We start from the raw sequence: 24,428 nt of genomic DNA, 5'->3' as shown, positions 1-24,428 counted from the left end.
AGGGCAATGTGAGGGTAATGGCCAGCGCAAGCTGTGCGCAAAAACCCGAATTATTGGAAGGAAAGTAGATCACATGACCGATTTCAACTGGTCTGCATTAGACGAGCGCGCCGTAAAGATGGCGAAGGTTCTCTCGGCTGATGCTGTTGAGCGAGCAGGACACGGACATCCTGGCTCCCCTGTTTCATTGGCACCAATTGCGTACACCTTGTACCAGCACTTTATTAAGCACGATCCTGCCGACCCAAAGTGGGCTGGCCGCGATCGCTTTATTCTTTCTGGCGGTCACGCTTCGCTTACGCAATACGTGCAATTGTTCTTCTCTGGTTACGGCTTGACTCTTGACGATCTCAAGTATTTCCGTGGCGGTGCAGACACGCGTACTCCAGGCCACCCAGAATATGGCTTAACTCCAGGCATCGAAATGACTACTGGCCCACTTGGTCAGGGTCTTGCTTCTGCTGTTGGCTTTGCTTATGGTCAGCGCTTTGAGCGCGGTCTTCTTGACCCAGAAGCTCCAGCTGGCACTTCCCCATTTGACCACAAGGTTTGGGTTATTTGCGGTGAAGGCGACGTTGAGGAAGGCGTTTCTTCCGAAGCTGCTTCTTTGGCTGGAAACCAGAAGCTTGGCAATTTGACTGTTATTTTCGATGCAAACCACATTCAGATTGAAGGCGATACAAAGCTTACCTTCTCTGAAGATATTCTTGCTCGCTACCGTGCATACGGTTGGTACACCGATGAAGTTAGCTTCATTCAGCCAGACGGCTCCTACAAGGAAGACGTTCAGGCTTTGGCTGCTGCTATTGAAAAGGCTCAGGAAGTTACCGATAAGCCTCACTTCATTAAGGTTAATACTTTGATTGCTTGGCCAACCCCAGGTAAAACCGACAACGAAGCTTCCCACGGCTCTAAGCTTGGCGAAGAAGCTGTTAAGGGCTTGAAGGAACTTTGCGGTTTCGATCCAGAAGTTTCCTTCCCAATCGACGAAGAAGCTTTGGCTCACGCTCGCAAGGTTGCCGAGCGCGGTTTGGCTGCTCACAAGGCTTGGGATGAAGCTCTTGCAAAGTGGGCTGCTGCAAACCCAGATAAGGCTGCTCTCTACGATCGTCTTAAGGCTGGCAAGCTTCCAGAAGGCTTCGACAAGGCCATTGACGACTTGGTTGCTGGCTTCGAAGTTGGATCTAAGGTTGCTACCCGTAAGGCTTCTGGCGCAGTTCTTAACGCAATTGCTGCTGTTATGCCAGAACTTTGGGGCGGTTCCGCTGATTTGGGCGGCTCCAACAACACCAACATTAAGGGCGCTGACTCCTTCGGTCCATCCGAGGATGCAACCCGCACTTGGCCAAACGTTTCCGAGTACGGTCGCCAGCTTCACTTTGGTGTGCGTGAGTTTGCAATGGGTGCAATTACCAATGGCATTTTGCTTGGTTCTAACACTCGCCCATTCAACGGCACCTTCTTCCAGTTCTCCGACTACGAGCGCCCAGCAGTTCGCTTGGCTGCTTTGATGGAGATTCCAAACCTCTACGTTTGGACTCACGATTCCGTAGCCTTGGGCGAAGATGGTCCAACTCACCAGCCAATCGAACACTTGGCTGCTTTCCGCGCTATTCCTCAGCTTGAGGTTGTGCGCCCTGCAGATGAGTACGAGACTGCTGAAGCTTACCGTTACTTCTTCGAGAAGAAGAACAACTACCCAACCGCTATGATTTTGACTCGCCAGGGCGTTCCAACTCTTGCAGAAACTGCTAAGAAGGCTCGCGAAGGCGTAAAGCATGGCGCTTACGTTTTGGTTGATTGCGAAGGCACTCCAGACGTAATCATTATGGCTACTGGCTCCGAAGTTCAGTGGGCTGTTGCTGCTGCCAAGACTTTGGCTGGCGAAGGCATTAAGGCTCGTGTTCTTTCTATGCCATCTCTCGAATGGTTCGAAGAGCAAGACGAAGAGTACAAGGAAGCAATCCTTCCAAAGTCTGTTAAGGCTCGCGTTTCCATCGAAGCTGGCTTGGCATTGCCTTGGTACAAGTATCTTGGCGATTGCGGCAAGGCTGTTTCTATCGAACAGTACGGCTTGCAGGGCGATGGCGGTCAGAACATGATCGACTTGGGCATTACTGCTGAGCACGTAGTAGAAGCTGCTAAGGCTTCTATCGAAGAAGCACGCGCTTAAGTAACAATAAAAAAAAACTTGGTTCAAATATCTTTTTGCAATCACAAAAAGATATGAATCATAAAACTCGAAGTGTTTAACACTTCACTGGAAACAGCAAAGGCGTGTTGATGCTAAGCTACAGTTGGTTTAGCATCAACCGCTGTTTCCTGTAAAACGCCAACACTACCAACGTGTTCCAATTGGTGGAGCACAGTGTTAAGGAGATAACATGACTGAAGCAACGCAGCGCACTAGCGATTCCGGCGTTTCTATTTGGTTGGACGATTTGTCCCGTACCCGCATTGAGTCTGGCTCTTTGCAGGATCTTATTGCTAACAAGAATGTTGTTGGTGTTACTACCAACCCATCTATCTTCCAGAAGGCTTTGAGCCAGGTTGGCCCATACGACGCACAGCTTAAGGAACTCGGCAAGGTTGACGTTGAGACCGCTATTCGCGAGTTGACCACCACCGACGTTCGTAACGCAACCGATATCTTCCGTGAGATTGCAGAAAAGACCGATTTCGTTGACGGCCGCGTTTCCATCGAAGTTGATCCACGCTTGGCTCACGATACTGCTAACACCGAGAAGCAGGCGGAAGAGCTTTGGGCAAAGGTTGATCGTCCAAACGTTATGATCAAGATTCCTGCAACTTTGGAAGGTCTTCCAGCTATCACCGCTACCCTCGCTAAGGGTATCTCCGTGAACGTAACCTTGATCTTCTCCCTCGAGCGCTACGAGCAGGTTATCGACGCCTTCATCGAAGGTATTGCTCAGGCTGCTGCTAACGGACACGACTTGAAGCACATTGGTTCCGTAGCTTCCTTCTTCGTCTCCCGCGTTGATAGCGCTGTTGACAAGCTCCTCGAAGCTAACGGTTCTGCTGAAGCTAAGGCTCTTGAAGGCAAGGCTGCTGTTGCTAACGCTCGCTTGGCTTACGAACTCTTCGAGAAGAAGTTCGCTGCCGACCCACGTTGGGCTGAGCTTGAGGCCAAGGGTGCTAAGAAGCAGCGTCCACTTTGGGCTTCTACTGGCACCAAGAACGCAGCTTACTCCGATTGCAAGTACGTTGACGAGTTGGTTGCTGAGCATGTTGTTAACACCATGCCAGAGAAGACTTTGAACGCTCTTGCTGATCACGGCAACGGTGCTGCTTCCATTAAGGGCACTTACGAAGAGAGCCATGCTGTTATGAACAAGCTTGCTGAGCTTGGCATCAACATCAAGGACGTTACCGACAAGCTTGAGGCTGACGGTGTTGCCGCCTTCATCAAGTCTTGGGATTCCGTGATTGCAGACGTACAGTCTGGCATCGATCGCGTAAACGCCTGATTTGATTAATCATTAATAAATAAACATAAACCGCACATGCACGTGGATTAATTTCCACACATGTGCGGTTTTTGTTGTTTTGCGTTTTTATCAATCGCAATAAAAAGCTACCCAGTGTTATTTTCTAAGCTAATTAATTGAGAAAGACAAACAGTGTAGTTCTGTCTCTTTTCACTTAGAATTTTTTAATTGGCAGAAATATATACCTGATGGATAGGTATGTGTTCCTGCCTATTTTTATGCAATTTTTCAAAACAATAAAAAGAACATTATTAGATTAATAAGGAGGATCTATGAAAAATACGAAAAAATGCCCAAAGTGTGGGGGAAGTGAAATTATATTTGTGCCTGGATCTGCTGGGGCTTATGGGACTGGAAATAATGTTATGACTGGCCATACAATTATGTCGGCAGTACCTGTTGATAGGTATATTTGCACTGCCTGTGGTTTTAGCGAGGAGTGGATTGACCTTGATAATATGGATAAATTAAAAAAGAAATATGATGAGATTTAAATGAGAGTTACTTTTATATGGGGCTGGGATAGATGATTAATAAACCAAATGTGCCAATTTGCTTTGTAAAGCTTTATTTCAGCTGCCTTTCTCACAATTTTCGTGTCTGTGGCATCCCAATAATAAATTTTAGTATGCGTTTCATCTTGATATTCTTTTAGAACTTTATTGAATTCCTGACATGCTCCACAGCCTGAACTACCAAAATAGAGCACTTCTCCAGTTTTAAGATTTGAGATATTATTCTCCTGTAATACTGAAAATGAGGGTCTTAAGCCACTCAAATGAATATATGCAATAAAACCAACGAATAACATTATGACAATAGCTGGAAGTATACGAGATACTACACTTTTCATAACTCAGTACTCTTTTTTCATAAATTGGAATAACGACAATAGGAAAAACATAACAATATACATTAGAGCAATAATACAAGTTGCAGACGTAAGAGCGGTGAACGAGTCTGGTGATAAATAATAAAATATCTGAAAAGAATACACGGATGTTTGAGACAATATTATGTTTATTAAATTCGGCAATATCCATAATAATATAAAGGAAAGAATCATTGTAACACCAACTTTTTCAAAATATATCAACAGATTCATATTTATAGCAATATACAAAAGGAAAATTATCGGATATACGAGCAGTTGATGCATAACTATCCCTAGAGACGAGTATTTTAGTGACAAAAATACCAAATTTACGACTAGATAAATGCTTACGTATTCACCATATATAAAACACAATAATTTAATCCTATTAGGAATATACTCTAGATAATGATGAATAATTTTCTTCTCTTGCCATTCACCAATTGATAATATCTGATATAGGCTTAAAAATAGTATAGTTATCGTTGAAAAGAATTTATATTGTGATAAAAATGCACCTCTTTTAGCCTGAAATACTATAAACACGCAACATGCCAAATACAAAACAAAAGACAATAAGAAAAGCTTCTGATGACTAAACTTAATAATTTCTGATTTTATATAGTACTTCATTATCATCTTCCTCCAACATAAAATCTTTAATATCATGCGTAATATCACTGTATTCCACGATTTGTACCCCATGCTCAATCAGCAATTTAAGAACCTTGGCAATATCCTCTCTAGGCAATTTAATTCTAAAAGTTGATTCTTTGTTATCTTTGCTACGACAAAAAACCTCATATCTGTTAGAAAGCAATTCACTAATATCCACACCATTTACAACAATCACATTATAAATTCTTAGATTATCATTAAAATTAACAATTTTTTGAATTTTCCCTTTTTTTAAATACCATACAATATCAGCAATTTCACCTAACTCATCTAATATATGACTTGAAATTACAAGGCTTTTACCTTGTGAGCGCAATGACAAGATAGTGTCTTTTAACTGCTTTATAGTAAGAACATCTAATCCATTGAAAGGTTCATCAAGAAGAATAATTTCACTATTTGAGAGCAATATTCTAGCAATATTTAATTTTTGCTTCATACCTAGCGACAATTGTTTAAACTTTTTATTTTTTGCTTCGTCGAGACTCACCTGATGCAATAATTTATCACAATTAAAGTCTTTTCTCCCCATCAAAGCAGCAAACACTCTAAGATTATCCTGTACAGAAAATTCGTCATAAAAAGATGGATTCTCAATAGCAAATGAAAGTGAACCGTCCAATTCAATATTGCCTTGATAATCAACTATCAAATTTGCAATGCACTTCATTAACGTGGTTTTTCCTGAACCATTATTGCCTACTAACGCAATAATTTGCCCAGCACTGCTTTCCAAAGAAATGTCATCTAAAACGACTTTTCCCCCATATGATTTTTTCAAATGAGATATCTTCATAAGACTACCTCTTAACAAATGAAACTAAAAATTTCCGATCTCCTTTTACAGAAATCTTACTATCTTCACCAATAAAAATTTTAGGACTCTCTTCGTAGATAACAGCATTTTTAACATTTCCTGGCTGTTTCTGAGCACGCACAAAAAGAGCATCATCAAGCTTGTACAGCTTTCCAGCAAAGCGTATCTCTCCTTTGCCTCTCTTTGCATAAATAGCATACACTCCTGGCTTTAACGATAAGTTATCGTTATTCTTATAATCTCCTGAAACTAGTGTTGGCAAATCATCACGAACCATACCAAAACGAACATTATTTGTCTTATACCCTACATACAGCAGACTGACAAGACCTAGGATTACTATGGTAGCTGCAAATATCCATTTTTTGCTTTTCATTTCTTAATCACATCCAAATCTATTATTTCATCAGCAATTTTATCGAACATTGCATCATGAGTAACAATAAAAATCATCGCAGTCTTTTTTAACTCCAAGACTTTGTCTATAAAAATCTTCATTGTTTCAAAACCTCTTCAATATTAAACAAAGATAAACCTTGCTCAATATCTAAACTAGAAACAACCGATTTAAAACTTCTTTCATTAAATCTATGATAATTTTCTAGCAATGATTTGATAACTGCAATACCGCAATCTGAAGTCAAATTTTGCATATTATGAGGATAAGCCACCATCTATTGAGCTCCTCAAAGTTTCAAGGCGTGTAGGCTATCATAGCCTCCACGCTACAGATTTAATCACAAATGTTAAAAAGCATCATACAATCAAATCAATTTTCTCAAATACTAAATTACGCAAATAGATTACAATTAGAACACTACAATGAGACTAACCTAATCTACTGTTGTAATGAAATCTGGTAATATAATCATATGCAGAACTAGAGAATCATCCCCAGCAGATGAAACCCCAGACAACGCACATCCATCCAGCTCTAATCGAGCGAGATTCTTCTAGTGTTAGCTTCTTCATAATAATCATCTCCTCTCTTTCAAGTAAAACCTCCTATAGAGCTAAATCCGCAACATCATAAACGAATGTTGCATTCTCAACTCTCACCATAATTGTAAAGCATTTATGATGTCTTGTTAATACACTGTAACGAAAATGTTATAACACATATATACCAGATATTTCCACCAACTTTCATCATGGAATTCATGTAATTATCGCGAATTATGTATGATTTTGAAGATAAAATTCACATGAAAATATGCAGACTATCCTCTATTACGATTGCTCATTTTTCTCAATTATCGGGTTATAGACCAAAAATAAGGTACGACCACACCTTATATGTGAAATCTTACCTTATTTTTGTTTTATGACTTCAATTTCCCACTTCACAAGGTGGGTGCACTTTTTAACGATATGAAAAGCTATCGTTAAAAAGTTTGCCAATTATTAACAAATCCCAAATGCTTCAAATCCACTAACGGATATTTATCAATTATCTTTGATAACTTACTAGAAAATTCCTTGTAATGTTCATTTTCAGCTAATACTTTAAGATTAAGAATACTAGCAAAAATAGTATTATTCGATACGCCTTTCTTTAAATACTCTTTATATAATTTTGGTGTCTTAGTTAATTTTGAACCATATAATCTACCATAGTGAGCACAAATATTTCTAACATAAGCTAAATTTTCAATCCATGACTCTAAATAAACGTAATCAACGCCAAACGTCGTTGCAATTGCTTTTTTATCATCATTCTTCATATTCTTATACATTTTAGAAAGAGTACCAAAACTCGCTACTTCAATAGCAGCATATAAAGGAATTTCCCCTCCCTCATAATTATCCTTAAAATTACGTATAAAAGGCGATTTCCTATTCCTATTAATTTCTCTTTCTAATTCATCTAAAGTATTCTTCTGATAATTATTTTTCGCATAATTATTAAGATTCTTATAACCAAAATTCCCATATTCTAAAGAATAATAATTTGTGATTACAGCTCTTAAATAAACTTCTATATGCTCTATCAACGAAAATAAAATATGACGAAACTCCATATCAAATAGATATAACTCGACTATATTCTCAAAAGTAGTACCTTCTACGTATCTACCATTTTCTTTTAGAGTTATACTATATGCTTTAATGAGGCGATAGTAAGAAACCCTATTAAGTACATCTTTAGCATAACTTATATCTTTTATCTCTAATCCCAAAGACACTAAATTTTCTATTTGCTTATCAATACTTATAGGAGGTTGATAGGATTTCTTCATATTTCTCTCCTCAAAAATCAAAAGACCCGACTTGGTCCGCATTGTTAAGAGGCGCGTCGGGTACTGTTATTTACATATGCTACACCAATGAGAGTATTTTATTAAATCTTTCAAACTAGCACAAATTTTTTCTTCTAACAAGATTATTTAGTCTTACACTCACCTTTATGAACACAAACAAACGTCAGACCGAAAACGCAAACTATCACAGCACACTAAATATCTTGCCCTTTATGAGTTGATGACATGTATTTCACGCACCGTGCTTTCCAATCGTCCTCATGAACGCAAGCAAATGCATCCGTTACAGCCTGCAAACCTAAACTTTTAACATACTTACAAGCAACACTAAAACTATTATCAATGCTAATCTCTTCATTTACCAGCAAACTATACTTTGCATACACAGAAGGAACAGCAGAGCCAATATCATCAAATAAAAAAGGATTCATATCACTTAAAAATGAAGCCAATTCTTCACTTTTATTTTCTTTCCAATAATGATTTAACGCGTAATAAATCATAGAAAACAATTCAAACTTATTCACAACTATTCCTCCCACGGATCATTATTTAATCCCGTCCTATCATGCCATTGCCTTGGAATACTATTTTTCCCACCCTCATTTATCACTTGGTTCTGATGTCGAACCCAATCCTGAGTACCATCTACGTTAATCCTAGTATGCCAATCGTTACCATACATGTCTTTACCAACATGAAAATGCTCATCGTTTGCCAATTCAGTTAGCATCTTCCTATTTTCTGGCGTATCTGGTAGGTGTCCTTCTCTTTCTTCAAAGATATGCTTTATCTGGGAATCATTCTCAGGCAACTTTATCCTTCCCTTAAATTCATCTGGAATATTATCAGGATTATCGCCATACGTTCCCTTATATAAATCGCTCTGTCCTGCCCCCATTAGTTTTTTCTCACTATGCTAGTCCAATCTTCATATTCAACAAATTGAGTTTTCAAATATTTCTCTTTAATTTCATCTGGCATTTTACTATACACAAGAACTACTTCAGGCTCCAATTCTTCCATCATAGAGTCCATACCAGCTTCAAAATAGTATCTGTTAACTCTGTTCTTCAATTGACCATAACTACCAACAGAAACAATTGAGTGCCTCTCAACACCTAAGAACGCAATCTTTTCAGGCAAAAATTTTGTAGTATATGTCCTATCATCACCCCATCTAACACATGGTATTACATAAACACCATGCTTTTGAAAGCAATATCCAATTGCTCTGTTTCTATAAATATTAGTAATCTGAAGCGATAAAGGCATATCTCGATATATAGAACAATCAGGAGAAATAAATCCCTCATACTGCTTTAAAATTTCAACATATTCATTTGGATGAGCAAGCAAATCACTGAATTCCGTATCATTCTCATATTCACAGACAGCAAACGTTTTTCTGTCAGTCTTGCCAATCTTGCTGAATGGCACAAGTTTATCCGGGATAATAAGATTCTTGGGTTTTTTAATTATTGGAATTTCAAAAATACCATCAAACTCAGCATCTTTAACAAGTTCTGGATTGCAACCATCAGACAGCAGACCTGCGTTACGCACACCACTATCAACCACTGATTTTTTCTTTGTTTTTCTCTTCTTTTTTGCCATAGTATCCATTCCTCACTTCTCTTATATCCATACTTTTCTTTCTCACAATTAACATAACTAATACTAAAAAGACTCAGCCCTTCTCACCTTTAAGCTAACATCTTTCGTTTTTTCTACAAACTTCCTACTATTCGCCACTTGAACAACTCCCTTGTTAAATATCGGATTATAGGCCAAAATCAAAAGACCAGAATTGATCCGCATTGTTAAGATGCACGTCGGGTACTGTTGTCTGCACATGCTACACCAAAGTGAGTATTTTAGCAAACTAACACAAATTTTTCTTTCTAACAAGATTATTTAGTCTTACAATCACATTCACAAACACAAACAAATGTCAGAACGAAAACGCTACAACTAGAATGCACGCATAGTAGGTATCAGAAAAACGCTATTCCAATTCAGTACAATTTGTAAAGGAGCGCCACTGATTCTGTATGGATTGAGATAACTCCGAGTATAGCTACACTTTTTTGAGTGCACACTATTGATAGTGGGTGCACTTTTTAACGATAGAAAAAGCTATCGTTAAAAAGTTTAAGATTGGCTTAATAGCTTGATTTCTGAGCATAAAAACAAAAAACAGCCTAGAGATGATTCCCCTAGGCTGACTTTTGTAACATTTCAAACGCTCACATTCTTTTGACTTTTACGATGCCCTTTCAACATCCACACTAATCTCTGATTTAAAAGTTACGCTGAACTTGTCTTCGTAAACTTTTATTTTCTTGATGTACTTTCTTACCAGCTTCTCGTCATACTCACTAATATCGTGACGCTCACTTTTCAGAAAATCTTCCATTTCTCTGATTCGTCTTTTAGCATCTTCTTGACCTGCTTTTTCTATAAGAAGCTGCTGTTTCTTACCTTTAAGCTCATCAATATCATCAGCTATTTTCGTGTAGTCTTTTTTAGCTTTAAGCAAGGTTAGTAGTGTCGCTTGTTTGTCTGCAATTTTTTTATCAACCGTTTCAATCTCGCTTAAGTTGTTGCCCGCGATAATTTCTCTAATATTATTCTTCAACATGTCTAATACTTCATCCGATATACTAAACACCTTGTTTATGGCTTTCACTATGGCAGACTGCAGCTCTTCCTCTTTTACTGTCGGAGCATCGCAAGCACTAGGACCATTTTCCCATCTGGTACAACAACGCCAGACAACAGAATGCACTCCTCGGTTGTTCCAAGCAATTCTTCTGTAAACATCACCACATTTAGAACAAACACATAGGCTGGATAAAGCGTACTTACTGGAATAAACTCTCCTTTTTTTTTTGTTCTCCTCACCGCTAAACATGTTGGCTCGTCTTAACATTTCTTCTTGAACTTTAAAGAAAATATCTCTTGGAATAATAGGCGTGTGGCTATCTTTTACATAATACTGTGGTTCTGTTCCATCATTTTTTATACGAACATGGTTGACAAAATCTATCGTCTTTTTAGTTTAAGAAATTATAAAAAAGCAAAGTACGCTTGACAAAAAAAGCAAAGCGAGCTATACATTATATGTAAAGTGAGCTTGCTGTTGGAGGAGGAAAATGAAAAATGCAATTTCTCAATTAAGAAAACAGCATAAAATAACTCAAGAAGAATTGGCAAATGAAGTTGGAGTAACAAGACAGACCATAACTTCCATTGAAACTGGGAAATATATAGCGTCACTGCCGTTGGCTTTTAAAATTGCTAAGTTTTTTGATATGAATATTGAAGAAATATTTAGTATAGAAGAGGATGATTAATATGAACAAATTAGAAAAATATAAAAAAGAAATAGGATTTAGAATTAGTATTTTAGTCTTATTATGTATGGTTGCCTTACTCGCAGTTATTATTGGAAATTTTTACTTAAAATATAAATTTCCATTAAAAGAAGATGTGACATATTATGTAGCAGTATTTTTTATTGGAGTTGAACTTGTATCTGTATTCTACATGTCAATGCTTGGTAGAGCATATAGAAATAAAGATATATTGGAGAAGATGCATACTAAAGAAACAGATGAAAGAATGATATTAATAAAGATGAAGTCAGGATCAAATATAATACCTATATTTTCAATGGTTATTGTAATAGTTTCTTTAATTGTAGCATATGTAAGTTATGAAGCCTTTTTAGCGTTAATAATAGTTGCATTTGTACAAATAATATTTTCTAAATTATTAAAAGTATATTGGTCAAAAAAGATTTAAAAATATCATAGTAAAGGTATTAGACGATAGACAGTTAAAACTCTATCGTCTTTTTTATACTCAAAATTAGGATGTAAAAATGATAAGGATAAGAATCCCCACTTAAAACAATTTAATATATAAGACTTTTAGCGATTGAAATATAAATTCAGTCGCTTTGTTAATTGAAATTTATAGATTAAGGAGAAGAAATTAATGGATAGAGAAATGATAATTTAACTGCCTATTCTTCGAATGTAGCCTGTCTGTTCATGATCATAGGTAAAAGACAATCACGGAGAGCTATCAAAGCTCTATTTTCGCGTTGATTAGACGATATAGTCGTATAATCAGGCATAGCAATGCTATTAAAGCCCTAAGTTCAATCTCATTTGGAATATAAATGGGGCAATTTTTGAGTAGTGGTTTTTGTAAATGCTTTAACCCTCTTCCCAAGAAGAACTTTAACTTAAATTCTTGTTTGATAGAATAAAGCAAAGTGAATAAGTAATCTGATAATCTATTAGTACCAGTAATGCCACCAAGCTTTCCGTTTGACTCTCTACGAAAGAATTCGTCACACAACTTCGCCAGTAACGAAAAAGGTGGGTTATCACAATCTAGTAAAAAGGTTTGAATTAAGCCAGCTGGCAACGCCATCGTTGTTGTTGGAGTCGCAAACCTCATCTGCAATCGCAAGCAACCGAGGATTACTATTCGCTACCGCTACACCGTATCCCCCTGCGCGGAACATGTCGATATCTATAATATCGTCTCCAAAAACGACTGTGCGACTAGGCTTCACATCCAAACGATTGCAAATAACGTTCAAAGCATGCCCCTTATTTGCAAGAGGATTCGTAAGCATCCACAACACATCTTCGCTAATATGCAAGGAAAAATCATCCGGAAGAATACGCTGAAGCTGCTCCTTCTCGCCATCTCGCGGAACAATAATAATCTTGTCTGCAATGCCACTTGGAACATTAGAAAAATCGGTAATAATAAAATCCTGCTCGTTCCAAAGCATACGAACATCAAAATTAGTGTAACGAACATCGTTCATAACAATGCCAATGCGAAGCGTAGGAATCTCATTAAGCAAGCGCAAACACACGCTACACGCAAGCTTAGAATCAAAGCCAAAGCGCGTAAGAGTATCAATGCTTCTTTGCGAAGTAAGATCGCTAATAGTACTATGCGCGCAATCAAAATCAATAAGAGCGCCATTAAGATATGCGCAAACTTGAGCTTGCAAATCGTGGATAAAATCAAAAGCACTACCAACAGGTCGGGCCGTAATAATCGCAAGCGGTATTCCGCGTTCGCTCAAACGCTTAGCAGCGCTAACAGTTTCTTGGCTTAAATATCTGCCTTCAAAAGTTTGTGAATCATGAAGCATAGTGCCATCAAGATCGGCAATAACAAGCGATGGAGAAAAACGAAGCATAACAATCACCTAATGTATTTTAATTAGCCTAACATCTTCTAACATCTTAAAAAGCATAGCAAAATGTACACCTGCTCTGCTTATAAAATAAAAGCGCGCAATCTTTCGACTACGCGCTTAAAAGAATACTTAGATAAGTGAGAACTTAGTCATAAGATTCAAGGCAACAATAACAGCCACCCAAATCAAAGCTATGATAACAGTCCAACGATTCAAGTTCTTTTCTGCAACACCAGAGCTACCAGCGTTCTTCGTTAAACCGCCGCCGAACATGTCGGAAAGGCCGCCGCCCTTGCCCTTGTGCATCAAAATCAACAATGTTAACAAAATGCTGGTGAGCACAAGCAACACTTGCAAAACAATTTTCACAGCGGACACAAGTAACCTCCTGTTTTTAGTACTCTGTAAAGCATAATAAAAGCCATTGACCTATGCGTTAAATCAGGCTAAATTATTCGCGATTTTTATAAGACGCAAGTTTAACAATAGAAGCAAGCTCATCAACGTCTAAAGACGCGCCTCCAATAAGGAATCCATCTACATCTGGCTCGCTAATTAAGCTTGACGCATTAGAAGACGTTACAGAGCCTCCGTAAAGAATACGCACGGAATTTGCAACATTATTGTCAAAAGTGCTGCGCAAATCGTCCCTAATAGCAAAAGCTGCTTCTTGAGCCGATTGCGCTGTAGCAACCATGCCAGTTCCAATAGCCCAAACTGGTTCATACGCAATAATCAAACGCTCTGCCTGCTTAGAATCTAAGTCGCGAGTAACGTCGTGAACTTGCCCAACCGCAAAATCAAGCTCTATACCCTGCTTGCGCTCCTCGAAGCTCTCTCCAACGCATAAAATCGGCTGCATTCCAGCTGCAAGAACAGCACGCACTTGGTCAACAATATTCGCATCATCTTCTGGGTGATACTTTCGACGCTCGGAATGACCAACAATCACCATTGAGCAGCCAAGGCTTGCTAGCATATCTGCCGAAACATCTCCAGTAAACGCGCCTTGAGTTGTAACAGAAACCGCTTGAGCTCCGTAAAGAATAGGAATATTGCTGGATTCAACTAAAACTTGTACGCTTCTTAAGGACGTAAACGATGGCATAAGCGCAATATCGCATTTTTTGCAATCGAAGTGAGAATCGCAAAGCTGCCACCAGAATTTTTGAATAAAATGAGTGGCTTCGAGGTGATTGAAATTCATCTTCCAATTGCCTGCAACTAGCGGTTTTCTATTCACGCCCATAATCACCCTTAAGAATTAAAAATTAAGAATAAAGATAAAAACTAGAATTATGCCGACTTCGATTTACAAAATAAATTTATAAAATCGAAAGCCGGCACAATATTACTTTAAAGATATTTACTCAAGCACACTCAAGCCTGGAAGAGTCTTACCTTCCAAGAACTCGAGAGAAGCACCACCACCAGTGGAGATGTGAGAGAAGCCATCTTCCGCAAATCCAAGATTACGAACTGCAGAAGCGGAATCACCACCGCCAACAATAGTGAAAGTGCCGTTCTTAGTGGCGTCAACCAAGCCCTGAGCCACAGCACGAGTGCCAGCAGCAAACTCTGGAACCTCAAATACGCCCATAGGGCCATTCCACACAACAGTCTTGGAATCAACAATCTTATCGTGGAACAGCTTCTGAGAATCAGGGCCAATATCTAAGCCCATCTTGTCTGCTGGAATAGCATCCGCAGGAACAACTTCTGGAGCAACAGGAGTATCTCCCGCTGGGAAGCCAGCGTTAACAACAATATCGGTTGGAAGAACAAGCTCAACGCCATTCTTCTTAGCGGTTTCAATGTAGCCCTTAACCTTCTCGAGCTGATCTTCCTCAAGCAAAGAAGTACCGACTTCGTGACCCAAAGCCTTAAGGAATGTGAATACCATTCCACCGCCAATAACAAGACGATCTGCCTTAGAAAGCAAGTTTTCAATAACGCCGAGCTTATCGGAAACCTTAGAGCCACCAAGAACAACAGTCAAAGGACGCTCTGGATTTTCGGTTGCGCGAGAAAGTGCCTTAACTTCCTTCTCAACAAGCAAGCCAGCAGCAGCTGGAAGATCTGCAGCAACATCGTAGTTAGAGCCCTGAGCGCGGTGAACAACACCGAAGCCGTCGGAAACAAAAACCTCTCCAAGAGCTGCAATCTTCTTAGCATATTCAGCACGTTCAGCAGCATCTTTGCTGGTTTCTGCAGCATTAAAGCGAACGTTTTCAAGCAAAACAACGTCACCATTATTCATGGAAGCAACCTTAGCTTGAGCATCTTCGCCATATGTATCTGCAGCCAAAGCAACATTTACACCAAGAAGTTCACCTAAACGAGCCGCCACTGGAGCCAAAGAAAGCTCTGGAACAACTTGACCCTTTGGGCGACCAAGATGTGCCATTAAAATAACCTTGGCACCCTGCTCGCGCAAAGCTTTAATCGTTGGCAACGCAGCCTTAATACGACCGTCGTCTGTGATAGTCGTGCCCTTGAGAGGAACATTAAAATCAGCACGAACTAGTACGCGCTTGCCGCTCAAATCTCCCAAATCTTTAAGTGTCTTCATTGGTATCCTTTCCAAACCATGATTCAACCAATCATGATGGCGAATTTAACAAGAAAAAAGACGAAAGCAAAGCTAAAACGTCTATAAATTCCATCAACGATTATACCGCATATGTGCAACAAGCACGCACAAAATCAACAGAAAGATGCTCAAAAAAATCGACAACAAAATCGACAACAAAATCGACAACAAAATCAATAACAAAATCAATAACAAAATCAATAACAAAATCAACAAAAAATCGCACGATACAAAAATGCCGCATACTTTGTGTATACGGCATTTACGATTAAAATTAGACGCTACTAAAGTTAATTCACATTCTAGATTTTTCTACTTTAGCGCAGAGCTGCAAAAGTCTACGAATACGGCCAGCAACAGCATCCTTTGTGATTGGAGGATCTGCCAAGTGACCAAGCTCTTCTAAGCTTGCGTCGCTGTGCTTAAGTCGCAACTTGCCAGCCATCAAAAGATTTTCTGGAATATCTTCTCCAAGAACGTCGAAAGCGTGACGAACCTTTTCGCAAGCTTCTGCAGCAGCCTTAGCGCTTCTACGCATATTTGCATCGTCGAAGTTTGCTAAACGATTTGCCTTACCGCGCGCTTCACCGTCTGAACGCTTGCCTGTCCACTCTCTAGAAGACCTAGGAGCACCAATCAGATTAAGCATACGCTCAATAGCGTCTGAATCACGCAAAGTAACGCGCTCAGAGCTTTTAACCTTGCGAGCCTTTGCACCAACACCCAAACGAGCGGCCATAGTCTGTAAAGCGGTTGCAGCTTCGTGCGTTGGGCAAACAATCTCTAGATAACTTGCCTTTCCAGGATCCGATATAGCACCATGAGCTATAAACGCTCCCCTCCATGCAGCTTTGATTTGGGCAATGCTTCCTCCAACAATCTCTGGAGCTAAGCCTGCAACAATATGCATACGACGATCTAGCAAACCAGATTGCAGCGCTAAAGCTGCGGCTCCTCGATCAACAAGAACCTCATAACGAGTAGCAACACCAGTAGGCGTTTGGCGAGAAATTTGAGAAATCTTTGCTTCTCTTTGAAAATAAGTCCCAAGTGTATCTACAAGCCACTGTGCTGCGTTTTGAGAGTCAAACTGCGCTCTAATTACAGCTTGATTATTAACTGGCCTTAAACCGCCAGCAAAACGCATCATCGCAGCCGCTTGAGCCATAACAACCGCTGGTTGGTCACTATTATTTGCGACGAGTTCGTTCTTTACGTCGTCAAGAAGAGCCAAGGGAAACCTCCTATTTTGTTCTTCTTAAAGTATGCGTTGGGATTCTTGCACGATGCCATTGCACGATGCTAAAAACATCTACATGCTCGGCTTTCTGTGATACCCAATGACTTGGACATTTTACCTTTTAACGCTTCTCTTATATTACATAAGCCTATAAGAGAAATTATATTAAGTCATGGATTTTATGTTCTAGGTCTCATCTCTCTAGCAGAAACAGTAACCTGCAATCCTCTTAATCTCAATCGTCTTGCAAGCTCTATGCTAATGGCAACAGATCTATGTTGACCACCCGTGCATCCAACTGCAATTGTTACATAATGCTTATCTTCTTTTGCAAAACCATCGATTGCTGTAAGAAGAGCTTTTTCGTAGGAATCCAGGAATTCTATTGCAGCTGGATTTTTAAGAACATAATCACTAACGGCTTTATCTTTGCCGGTTAAATCTCTAAGTTCTGGAACCCAAAATGGATTTGGCAAAAATCGCATATCTGCCACAAAGTCGGCATCCATAGGCATTCCGTACTTAAATCCAAAGCTAAAAATGTGAACAGATACAGTAGAAGAGCCTTTTCCAAGCAAGCCTTCGTAAAGTTTTGTTGAAAGCTGATGAATGCTAAGAGTAGAAGTATCTATAATAATATCTGCACAATCCTTTAGATGACTTAAAAGCTCGCGCTCTTCTAAAATGCCATCAATAAGTCTTCCGCCACGTTGCAAAGGATGAGGCCTTCGTACAGACTCATATCGCTTAATAAGCACAGAATCAGATGCATCTAAAAATAGTATTCTAGTTTTTACGCCTAAATCATCTATATGACCTAAAACAGCAAAGAGGTCGTCAAAATACCCTCTAGAACGAACATCAATCACTGCTGCAAGCTTATGCACTTTAGAGCCAGAAGATGTCATCATATCTACAAGCGGAATCAGCAGCTTTGGAGGAAGATTATCAATAACGTACCAACCCATATCTTCCAAAGCATTTGCAGCATGAGACCTGCCAGCACCGCTCATACCTGTAATAAGCATTACTTCAAAATCACTTGAAACTTGTGTATCTTGATTAATTGATGAAGCATTTTTTGAGTGCAAATTAAAAACGGAATTATGAGATTCCATCTTTTCTAGATCATTCTCAGAGCTCATAATGCCTCCTGCAATGCTTTTTTCATGCAACTACATATGTAATCGTAATCTGTAGCCTTGTCAGATTGCTGTTTGCTTAAGCATAGATCTTCACTCGAATCATCACTTGAATAATCACTTGAATGTCTATACTCAAAAGTCATGAGTTTTACTTGATCTAATGCCTGATACAAAAGCATTTCTTCCCCGCCAATGCCAATGCCGTATTTTCTCCAGACTTTAAGCATCTGGCTTGGTCGAGGACTGTAAACAACGTCTAGCAAAGCTCCTAAATGGTTTATTGACTTTTCTTTGCAATATTCACACAAAGCGAGCGCCAATCCGTCTGCTACATGAGCTGGAACAGTGCTTATAACAATATCTGCGTTTGCAATTGCTTCAATTGCATCCAATGAAGGAATAGATTCTAGAATGTGAGATTTATCACATTTTTCTATATCTTGTGAATTGTCAATACTCAAAAGATTAATCGCAGGGAATTCTATACCGCAAACAGGCTTGTAGTCGCTTTTATTTTTAAGCTCTAAATTCTCTGGCTCTATTCTTCTGCTATTTGGAAAATCCGAGTTATATCTATCTACTAAATCGTTAAACCTGCTAACGCCTTTAACGGTTTTACCATCGCTGTGTAATCTTGCAATAACACTAACTTTGCTCAATTTTGAGCCTTGCGCAATTTCTATTAAAGCTGCCATTGCAGAAGACGCAGTGTTTCCGCTGCCAATAATAACCGCACTTTTAGCATTTGATATTTTAGATTTTAAAGAGCGTATTAACGCCACTACAATTCCATTTACGTCTGTGTTGCAAAGCTCAATCGACTCAGGGTTTTCTAAGCATGGCTTTTTACTAAACACAGCAGTATTTGCAACGCCAAGCGTTTTTGCCCAATAATCGCAAGCTACGCCTAGACTCATAATCGTTTTTTTAAGAGGCATTGTAAGGCTTAAGCCTTTCCAAGAATCGTCAAGATTCGCAATAAAATCTTTTAAGTCTTCTTCGCTAACTTTTTCTTTACTATAATGCCAATTATTTAAGCCCAACGCCTTGTAGGCAGCGTTGTGCAAAACTGGAGACAAAGAGTGCGATATGGGATTGCCCAAAACCGCGCAATTGTAGCATTTTTCAACCATTTTAACCTCTTTATTTATAAGTCTTTTATAAGTTTATGCGATTTTACAAATCCTTAGGATCTACGCTAAATTTTAGTTCACCGCTTTTTCTCATTGCAAAATGCTTTGCACATTCTTTTTTTAAACGATTAACTAATTCACCTCTGTATTCTAGTGGCACTCTTACAACTGCTTTAACTCTATCGTTTAGTTCTTCAAAACGCTGTGAATTCTGCTCGTGCAATGTTGATGGAGGCTTGATTGGAACAATGCCAAGCAAAGGTGGAAGATATTCGGATTCGCTAGAATCGCTAGAAACCACAGCTTCACTAGATTTAGTTTCGACTTTTAACATTGGAAGACTTTCGCCCAATAAATCGCCATTTTTGCTTTCGACTTTTGCAATATCTTCACCCGCATAATCACCCATTGCTCCAATAGCATTAAGAGTATCTACAACAGCCTTCCTAAAACCCCATATTCTTGCAACGCAAACGCAAGGAGGCAAAAGTGCATCCGATCTTTCTTTAAGCTCTTGTTTTGAAAGAATAGAAGAATCCCATTCGTCTAGCGATTTAGCAAGAACATCGTAAGTTTCTCCCAAAATAAGCACGCTTCCACCTCTCATTTTTGGAGCGCACATAGCAGCCGCTTTCATCCATGCGTTTAAAGTGTCTATTCGAGCATCTAATCCCGTGCTGTAAAGGCTTGCCCAAGCATCTAAAATTACAACCAGACCATATTCCCCGCAAGAATCTTTAGAATTGCTTAAAACACGCGGTTGCGAGCCAAGAGCGCTAATAACAATCATTGGCTTTTGCTCAATCCACTCAACAACACCACTTTTTTGCTTTGCGGAAGAAACAATAATCGGAACATTGTTAAAATGCTTAAACACTTCTTTAGCTGTAAAATTAACGCCTATTCGAACAGCTTCAATTGCGCCAGAAGCACTCGAGCAATTTGGGCATTTCCAGCCTATTGCAACGCTTCCACACCAAGCGCATTTAGGAGCTGAACCATCTAAAGGTAAGTCAAGCGGGCCAGTGCAACGACTACAGCGTGCAATGCAATGGCACTTTTTACACGCAGCTTTTTGAATAGCGCTGTCTTGGCAAGTGGCAAGCAAAACAGGCATTTTAGCGTCTAATGCTCGTCTTATGGCAGCTAAAGCTGTGTATGGAATTCTAGAGCCAACACTTGGGTCGTTTATTTTAGTTAAATTATCTGAATTCAAAAGACGAACCCACGGACTTGCATTTTGAACAACAGACTTAAAAGGCGTAACTTCTACCAAAGATCCGCTAACAGTAGGCGCTAATTTTTTGTTTTCAACTTCGCTTTGACTAATAACGCTTCTTGCAAAAGACATTGAAACAAATACGCCACCATGATTTTTTGCACGCAAACGCATAACGCCTCTAGCTTGCGCATAAGGCATCATGCCGTCTGCATACTGATATGCGCTATCTTCTACAATCACAAAAAGCGCTTGCCGCTCAACTGGCGCATACATTGCAGATCTTGTTCCTAAAACGCACGGAACAATGCCCTTTTCTATAGCTCTCCACGCTCTATACCTATCTGCTGGAGAATCATAAGCACAAAGCCTAGCAACATCACCACTTAAAGCGCCATTAGAATTTTGTGACTTTTTATAAGGTTTAAGACCATAAGCCATAAGCGAGCGCATAACATCGCTTACTTCTCGAATAGTAGGCAAAACAACAGCAACTTGACGACCTGCGCTTATAGCGGTTGCAATAATCCACGCTAAATCTTGAGCCCAGCGAAACGCGCCTGGTAAAGCATCTACAAGAAAAGCTTTGCAATTATTCGTTGTATTTAGCGTAAAATCATCTTTAGAATGTAAATAATAAGGTTTTTGAACGTTTTCTAGCGCTTGCTTTAATAAATCCGCGTTTTTGTAAGACGCAAGCATACGGTCATCGGTTGTTTTTGTAAGATTTTCCGATCCGCTATATTGCATAGCTTTGTAGTCATCTGTAGATTTTAGGCTTTTACAAAAATCGTTAGTCCATTTTTGCCTTTTAGACATGTGAATATCGTCTAAAAAATTCTCTTTATCTACGCCAGCAATTCTTTTTGGCAATGCCAGACGAATAATATTTGCCCTAGTTCCGCCATAAGCTTCTGCAATTGATGAAATATCTTGCATAAAAGATTTAGACGCAACTTTTTCGCCCGATATAATCTTTTCAATAAATTTTAGGGAAGATTTTGGCGTTTCGCTTGAATCGCTTCTACTCCAAATGATTCCATTAACGCGTCTTGCCCCAAACTTTACGCGAACCATAACACCAGGCTTTGCGTCTTCGTCTTGCGATTGGCTAACAATGTAGTCGAATGTTTTACCTAGATGCAATGCTTGAACGTCTAACACAACATGTGCAATAGCACAATTATCCGCTGGAGTTGGCGTTATGCCAGCTTTCTTTTTTCTACGCGGCTTTTGCGCTAATCCATCTAAAGATGGCTGAAGTGTTGGCTGATCAAGCATTAACACACCTTTTCAATCAGTTTTTTAACGATTTTACCTCATTTTTAATCTGTTCAACGCGATTCAACGCTTCCCAAGGAAACTCAACATCGGTTCTACCAAAATGACCATATGCAGAAGTTTTTGAGTAGATTGGGCGAAGCAAATCAAGCTCGTCTATAATTGCAGCTGGGCGCAAATCAAAGACTTTGCGAACGATTTTAGAAATATCCGAACGTGTGATTCCATTGGCTTCGGTTCCAAATGTTTCTACGTTTATGCTAACAGGATCCGCCATTCCAATCGCGTATGCGACCTGCACTTCTACTTTATGAGCCAAACCTGCAGCGACAAGATTTTTAGCAACCCAGCGCGCAGCGTATGCTGCAGATCTATCTACCTTGCTTGGGTCTTTTCCAGAAAACGCTCCACCGCCATGATGAGCAGCTCCGCCATAAGTGTCTACAATAATCTTTCTGCCAGTTAAACCAGAATCTGCAGCAGGCCCACCTAAAACAAACGACCCGGTAGGATTTACAAGCATTCTGTAATCGCTATAATCAACGCGATTTTCTAAGACTTTACTAAGAACAGGCTCTACAACATTTTTAACAAGCTGTTCTCTAAGCCAATCAACGCTTACGCTTGGATTGTGCTGAGTGGAAATCAAAACAGTATCTAATCGAGTAGGCTCTAGATTTTCGTTATATTCGATTGTTACCTGCGTTTTACCATCTGGCCTAAGATTTGGCACAATCCCAGATTTTCTAACATACGCCAATCGCTGAGCAAGCTGATGAGCAAGATAGATTGGAAGAGGCATATAAGTGTTTGTCTCGTCGCTAGCGTAGCCAAACATAACGCCTTGGTCGCCTGCTCCTTGGCTCTTATAGCGTTCTTCTTTAGACGCTAAGCTTTCGGATTCTAAATCTAATCTAGAAACACCCTGATTTATCTCTGCGCTTTGCTCAGTTAGCGAAACCATTACACCGCAAGAATCAGCATCTAGGCCAACCGAAGAACTGTTGTAACCAACTTCGCGCACAACTTTTCTTACGATTCCAGGAATATCTGTGTAGACTTCTCCCCTAACCTCACCAAAAACAACAAATTGACCTACGCAGGCACATACTTCCACCGCAACATGTGCATGAGAATCTTGACGAAGCATATCGTCTAAAATTGCATCTGCAATCTGATCGCAAAGCTTATCTGGATGACCTTCCGTAACTGATTCTGCAGAAATAAGTTTAGACTCTTCCATAATTCCCCTTTAATAAATCAAGTGCATTAAAACAATCGCAGCCGCATACCCAACACGCAATCGTAAGCGCACGGATAATACGGCTGCAATCAAACAGAAAGAAAACTTAGTTTCCTTCGTTCACATCATCTTCACCAAGATTTTCTACCAACAAACCTTTGTTAATCTCACGGAATGCAATAGAAAGAGGCTTTTCTTGGTTTCTGTACTCAACAAGAGGACCAACGTTTTGCAACAATCCCTCGTTAAGCTGTGTGAAATAAGAATTAATCTGCCGTGCTCGTTTTGCGGCAAACAAGGCAAGCGCATACTTGGAATCCGCATGCTGCATTAAATCATCAATAGGCGGATTTGCAAGTCCAGTAGGTGTTGGCTTAGTGCCCAATGCCATAATGTTCTCCATATTCTATGGTGCCACAATAGTTTCCAAAAAGCCTATTATAAGCCATTGCGCGGATATTTAAAACGCAAATCTAAATTAACCGAAATTAATCTAAATTAATCTAAATCGTATTCTTTAGCGATTATCTTCCAAAGTTCATCCGCTGCTCTTTGAGCATCATCATTAACAATAACAAAATCAAACTCACTTGCAGCAGCCATTTCTACTTTTGCGGTTTGCAATCGCTTAGCTTGCTGCTGTGGTGTTTCTGTTCCCCTGCCAATAAGACGGCGCTTAAGCTCCTCGAAGCTAGGAGGCGCAATAAATACATATACCACTTCTAGGCCGAGTCTAGAAGATTCCTGCTTTACTCGTCTAGCTCCCTGAAGATCAATCTCTAGAAGAGTTGGAACATTCTGCGCAAGGTGATCTAAAACAGGCTTAAGAAGAGTGCCATAATGAGCCATTCCATGAACAAGAGCCGTCTCTAAGAATTCACCGTTCTTTTGCCTTCTAGCAAACTCTTCTTCGTCAATAAACCAATAATGAATGCCATTAAACTCGTCATAGCGAGGCTTACGAGTAGTTGCAGAAACAGAAAGCCAGATATTAGGGTGTTTTTCGCGCAAAAACCCCTCGACTGTTCCTTTTCCAGCAGCAGTAGGGCCGGTAAGAACAATTAATCGCCTTTTTTTGGCGGTTACACCCTGATTCTCGTCTGTACTAATCATATCTGACTCACTTAAATCGTTCTTACAATTTTTATTAAAGCTCTAACAATACTTTAACATCGAAAAAACTTTATAAAAGCATT

The 24,428-nt window shown here is 39.5% G+C and carries 26 protein-coding genes; 5 read left to right on the top strand and 21 right to left on the bottom strand.

Features of this window, described 5'->3' with window-relative positions:
* The first annotated feature begins 73 nt into the window (after window positions 1–73).
* The 3 genes from tkt (at window position 74) to ACZ0NX_RS00725 (ending at window position 4,003) form a co-directional block, all read left to right on the top strand.
* On the top strand, window positions 74–2,173 hold the full coding sequence (tkt, locus tag ACZ0NX_RS00735; protein ID WP_060786666.1) for a transketolase: 2,100 nt from the start codon (window positions 74–76) through the stop codon (window positions 2,171–2,173).
* A 211-nt stretch (window positions 2,174–2,384) separates the two neighbouring features.
* On the top strand, window positions 2,385–3,488 hold the full coding sequence (tal, locus tag ACZ0NX_RS00730; RefSeq protein ID WP_016798447.1) for a transaldolase: 1,104 nt from the start codon (window positions 2,385–2,387) through the stop codon (window positions 3,486–3,488).
* A gap of 293 nt (window positions 3,489–3,781) precedes the next feature.
* Window positions 3,782–4,003, top strand: a complete 222-nt coding sequence (locus ACZ0NX_RS00725) for a hypothetical protein (protein WP_004111696.1) — start codon at window positions 3,782–3,784, stop codon at window positions 4,001–4,003.
* On the opposite strand, the gene ACZ0NX_RS00720 is transcribed toward ACZ0NX_RS00725, so the two are convergent.
* The 10 genes from ACZ0NX_RS00720 to ACZ0NX_RS00675 form a co-directional block, all read right to left on the bottom strand.
* Complete coding sequence (locus ACZ0NX_RS00720; RefSeq protein ID WP_464404956.1) at window positions 4,000–4,362, bottom strand: thioredoxin family protein; 363 nt, start codon at window positions 4,360–4,362, stop codon at window positions 4,000–4,002. The two genes, ACZ0NX_RS00725 and ACZ0NX_RS00720, sit on opposite strands and share 4 nt — an antisense overlap.
* 3 nt (window positions 4,363–4,365) lie before the next feature.
* Entirely contained in the window at window positions 4,366–5,016 is a 651-nt protein-coding gene (locus ACZ0NX_RS00715) for a hypothetical protein (protein WP_464404954.1), read from the bottom strand.
* Window positions 4,985–5,857 carry an ABC transporter ATP-binding protein gene (locus ACZ0NX_RS00710; RefSeq protein ID WP_020760725.1) on the bottom strand — a complete coding sequence of 291 codons (873 nt, stop codon included), beginning with the start codon at window positions 5,855–5,857 and terminating at the stop codon, window positions 4,985–4,987. The genes ACZ0NX_RS00715 and ACZ0NX_RS00710 overlap by 32 nt, the downstream gene beginning before the upstream one ends.
* 4 nt (window positions 5,858–5,861) lie before the next feature.
* On the bottom strand, window positions 5,862–6,254 hold the full coding sequence (locus tag ACZ0NX_RS00705; protein WP_016828761.1) for a hypothetical protein: 393 nt from the start codon (window positions 6,252–6,254) through the stop codon (window positions 5,862–5,864).
* 118 nt (window positions 6,255–6,372) lie between these two features.
* On the bottom strand, window positions 6,373–6,552 hold the full coding sequence (locus ACZ0NX_RS00700; RefSeq protein WP_205411975.1) for a hypothetical protein: 180 nt from the start codon (window positions 6,550–6,552) through the stop codon (window positions 6,373–6,375).
* A gap of 711 nt (window positions 6,553–7,263) precedes the next feature.
* Window positions 7,264–8,118 carry an Abi family protein gene (locus ACZ0NX_RS00695; RefSeq protein ID WP_415695936.1) on the bottom strand — a complete coding sequence of 285 codons (855 nt, stop codon included), beginning with the start codon at window positions 8,116–8,118 and terminating at the stop codon, window positions 7,264–7,266.
* A 215-nt stretch (window positions 8,119–8,333) separates the two neighbouring features.
* Complete coding sequence (locus ACZ0NX_RS00690) at window positions 8,334–8,681, bottom strand: hypothetical protein (protein ID WP_464404952.1); 348 nt, start codon at window positions 8,679–8,681, stop codon at window positions 8,334–8,336.
* Window positions 8,669–9,040, bottom strand: a complete 372-nt coding sequence (locus ACZ0NX_RS00685; RefSeq protein ID WP_004130966.1) for a hypothetical protein — start codon at window positions 9,038–9,040, stop codon at window positions 8,669–8,671. Before ACZ0NX_RS00685 ends, ACZ0NX_RS00690 begins: the two co-directional genes overlap by 13 nt.
* Window positions 9,040–9,756: a DUF4417 domain-containing protein gene (locus tag ACZ0NX_RS00680; protein ID WP_464404950.1), complete on the bottom strand. Its 717-nt coding sequence runs from the start codon at window positions 9,754–9,756 to the stop codon at window positions 9,040–9,042. The genes ACZ0NX_RS00685 and ACZ0NX_RS00680 overlap by 1 nt, the downstream gene beginning before the upstream one ends.
* A gap of 649 nt (window positions 9,757–10,405) precedes the next feature.
* Window positions 10,406–11,056 carry a recombinase zinc ribbon domain-containing protein gene (locus tag ACZ0NX_RS00675; protein WP_464404948.1) on the bottom strand — a complete coding sequence of 217 codons (651 nt, stop codon included), beginning with the start codon at window positions 11,054–11,056 and terminating at the stop codon, window positions 10,406–10,408.
* 241 nt (window positions 11,057–11,297) lie between these two features.
* Here ACZ0NX_RS00675 and ACZ0NX_RS00670 point away from each other — a divergent pair, with 241 nt between their 5' ends.
* On the top strand, window positions 11,298–11,498 hold the full coding sequence (locus ACZ0NX_RS00670; protein WP_464404946.1) for a helix-turn-helix transcriptional regulator: 201 nt from the start codon (window positions 11,298–11,300) through the stop codon (window positions 11,496–11,498).
* 1 nt (window position 11,499) lies between these two features.
* Window positions 11,500–11,949: a hypothetical protein gene (locus tag ACZ0NX_RS00665; RefSeq protein ID WP_464404944.1), complete on the top strand. Its 450-nt coding sequence runs from the start codon at window positions 11,500–11,502 to the stop codon at window positions 11,947–11,949.
* Between the two features lie 592 nt (window positions 11,950–12,541).
* Here ACZ0NX_RS00665 and ACZ0NX_RS00660 read toward each other — a convergent pair.
* The 11 genes from ACZ0NX_RS00660 to gmk all read right to left on the bottom strand — a co-directional run bounded on the left by ACZ0NX_RS00660 (window position 12,542) and on the right by gmk (window position 24,345).
* Window positions 12,542–13,378, bottom strand: a complete 837-nt coding sequence (locus tag ACZ0NX_RS00660; protein ID WP_464404942.1) for an HAD hydrolase family protein — start codon at window positions 13,376–13,378, stop codon at window positions 12,542–12,544.
* Window positions 13,379–13,507: 129 nt separating this feature from the next.
* Window positions 13,508–13,756: a preprotein translocase subunit SecG gene (gene secG / locus ACZ0NX_RS00655; protein WP_004115170.1), complete on the bottom strand. Its 249-nt coding sequence runs from the start codon at window positions 13,754–13,756 to the stop codon at window positions 13,508–13,510.
* 73 nt (window positions 13,757–13,829) lie between these two features.
* Window positions 13,830–14,627: a triose-phosphate isomerase gene (tpiA, locus tag ACZ0NX_RS00650; protein ID WP_060786664.1), complete on the bottom strand. Its 798-nt coding sequence runs from the start codon at window positions 14,625–14,627 to the stop codon at window positions 13,830–13,832.
* Window positions 14,628–14,744: 117 nt separating this feature from the next.
* Complete coding sequence (locus ACZ0NX_RS00645) at window positions 14,745–15,950, bottom strand: phosphoglycerate kinase (protein ID WP_464404940.1); 1,206 nt, start codon at window positions 15,948–15,950, stop codon at window positions 14,745–14,747.
* A gap of 316 nt (window positions 15,951–16,266) precedes the next feature.
* A complete protein-coding gene (whiA, locus tag ACZ0NX_RS00640; RefSeq protein ID WP_464404938.1) occupies window positions 16,267–17,205 on the bottom strand; it encodes a DNA-binding protein WhiA in 939 nt (312 codons plus the stop codon).
* A gap of 185 nt (window positions 17,206–17,390) precedes the next feature.
* On the bottom strand, window positions 17,391–18,239 hold the full coding sequence (rapZ, locus tag ACZ0NX_RS00635) for an RNase adapter RapZ (protein ID WP_464405146.1): 849 nt from the start codon (window positions 18,237–18,239) through the stop codon (window positions 17,391–17,393).
* A 113-nt stretch (window positions 18,240–18,352) separates the two neighbouring features.
* Window positions 18,353–19,489: a shikimate dehydrogenase family protein gene (locus ACZ0NX_RS00630; protein ID WP_464404936.1), complete on the bottom strand. Its 1,137-nt coding sequence runs from the start codon at window positions 19,487–19,489 to the stop codon at window positions 18,353–18,355.
* 43 nt (window positions 19,490–19,532) lie between these two features.
* Window positions 19,533–21,989 carry a primosomal protein N' family DNA-binding protein gene (locus ACZ0NX_RS00625; RefSeq protein WP_464404934.1) on the bottom strand — a complete coding sequence of 819 codons (2,457 nt, stop codon included), beginning with the start codon at window positions 21,987–21,989 and terminating at the stop codon, window positions 19,533–19,535.
* A gap of 16 nt (window positions 21,990–22,005) precedes the next feature.
* A complete protein-coding gene (gene metK, locus ACZ0NX_RS00620; RefSeq protein WP_464404932.1) occupies window positions 22,006–23,232 on the bottom strand; it encodes a methionine adenosyltransferase in 1,227 nt (408 codons plus the stop codon).
* A 106-nt stretch (window positions 23,233–23,338) separates the two neighbouring features.
* Complete coding sequence (gene rpoZ / locus ACZ0NX_RS00615; RefSeq protein WP_060786658.1) at window positions 23,339–23,623, bottom strand: DNA-directed RNA polymerase subunit omega; 285 nt, start codon at window positions 23,621–23,623, stop codon at window positions 23,339–23,341.
* A 107-nt stretch (window positions 23,624–23,730) separates the two neighbouring features.
* Window positions 23,731–24,345, bottom strand: coding sequence for a guanylate kinase (gene gmk / locus ACZ0NX_RS00610; protein ID WP_060786657.1), 615 nt, complete (start codon window positions 24,343–24,345; stop codon window positions 23,731–23,733).
* Window positions 24,346–24,428 lie beyond the last annotated feature (83 nt).

The sequence above is a fragment of the Gardnerella rara genome, from assembly GCF_055452355.1.
The sequence above is the reverse complement of the archived record's forward strand: the minus strand, read 5'-3'. Positions and strand labels throughout refer to the sequence as shown.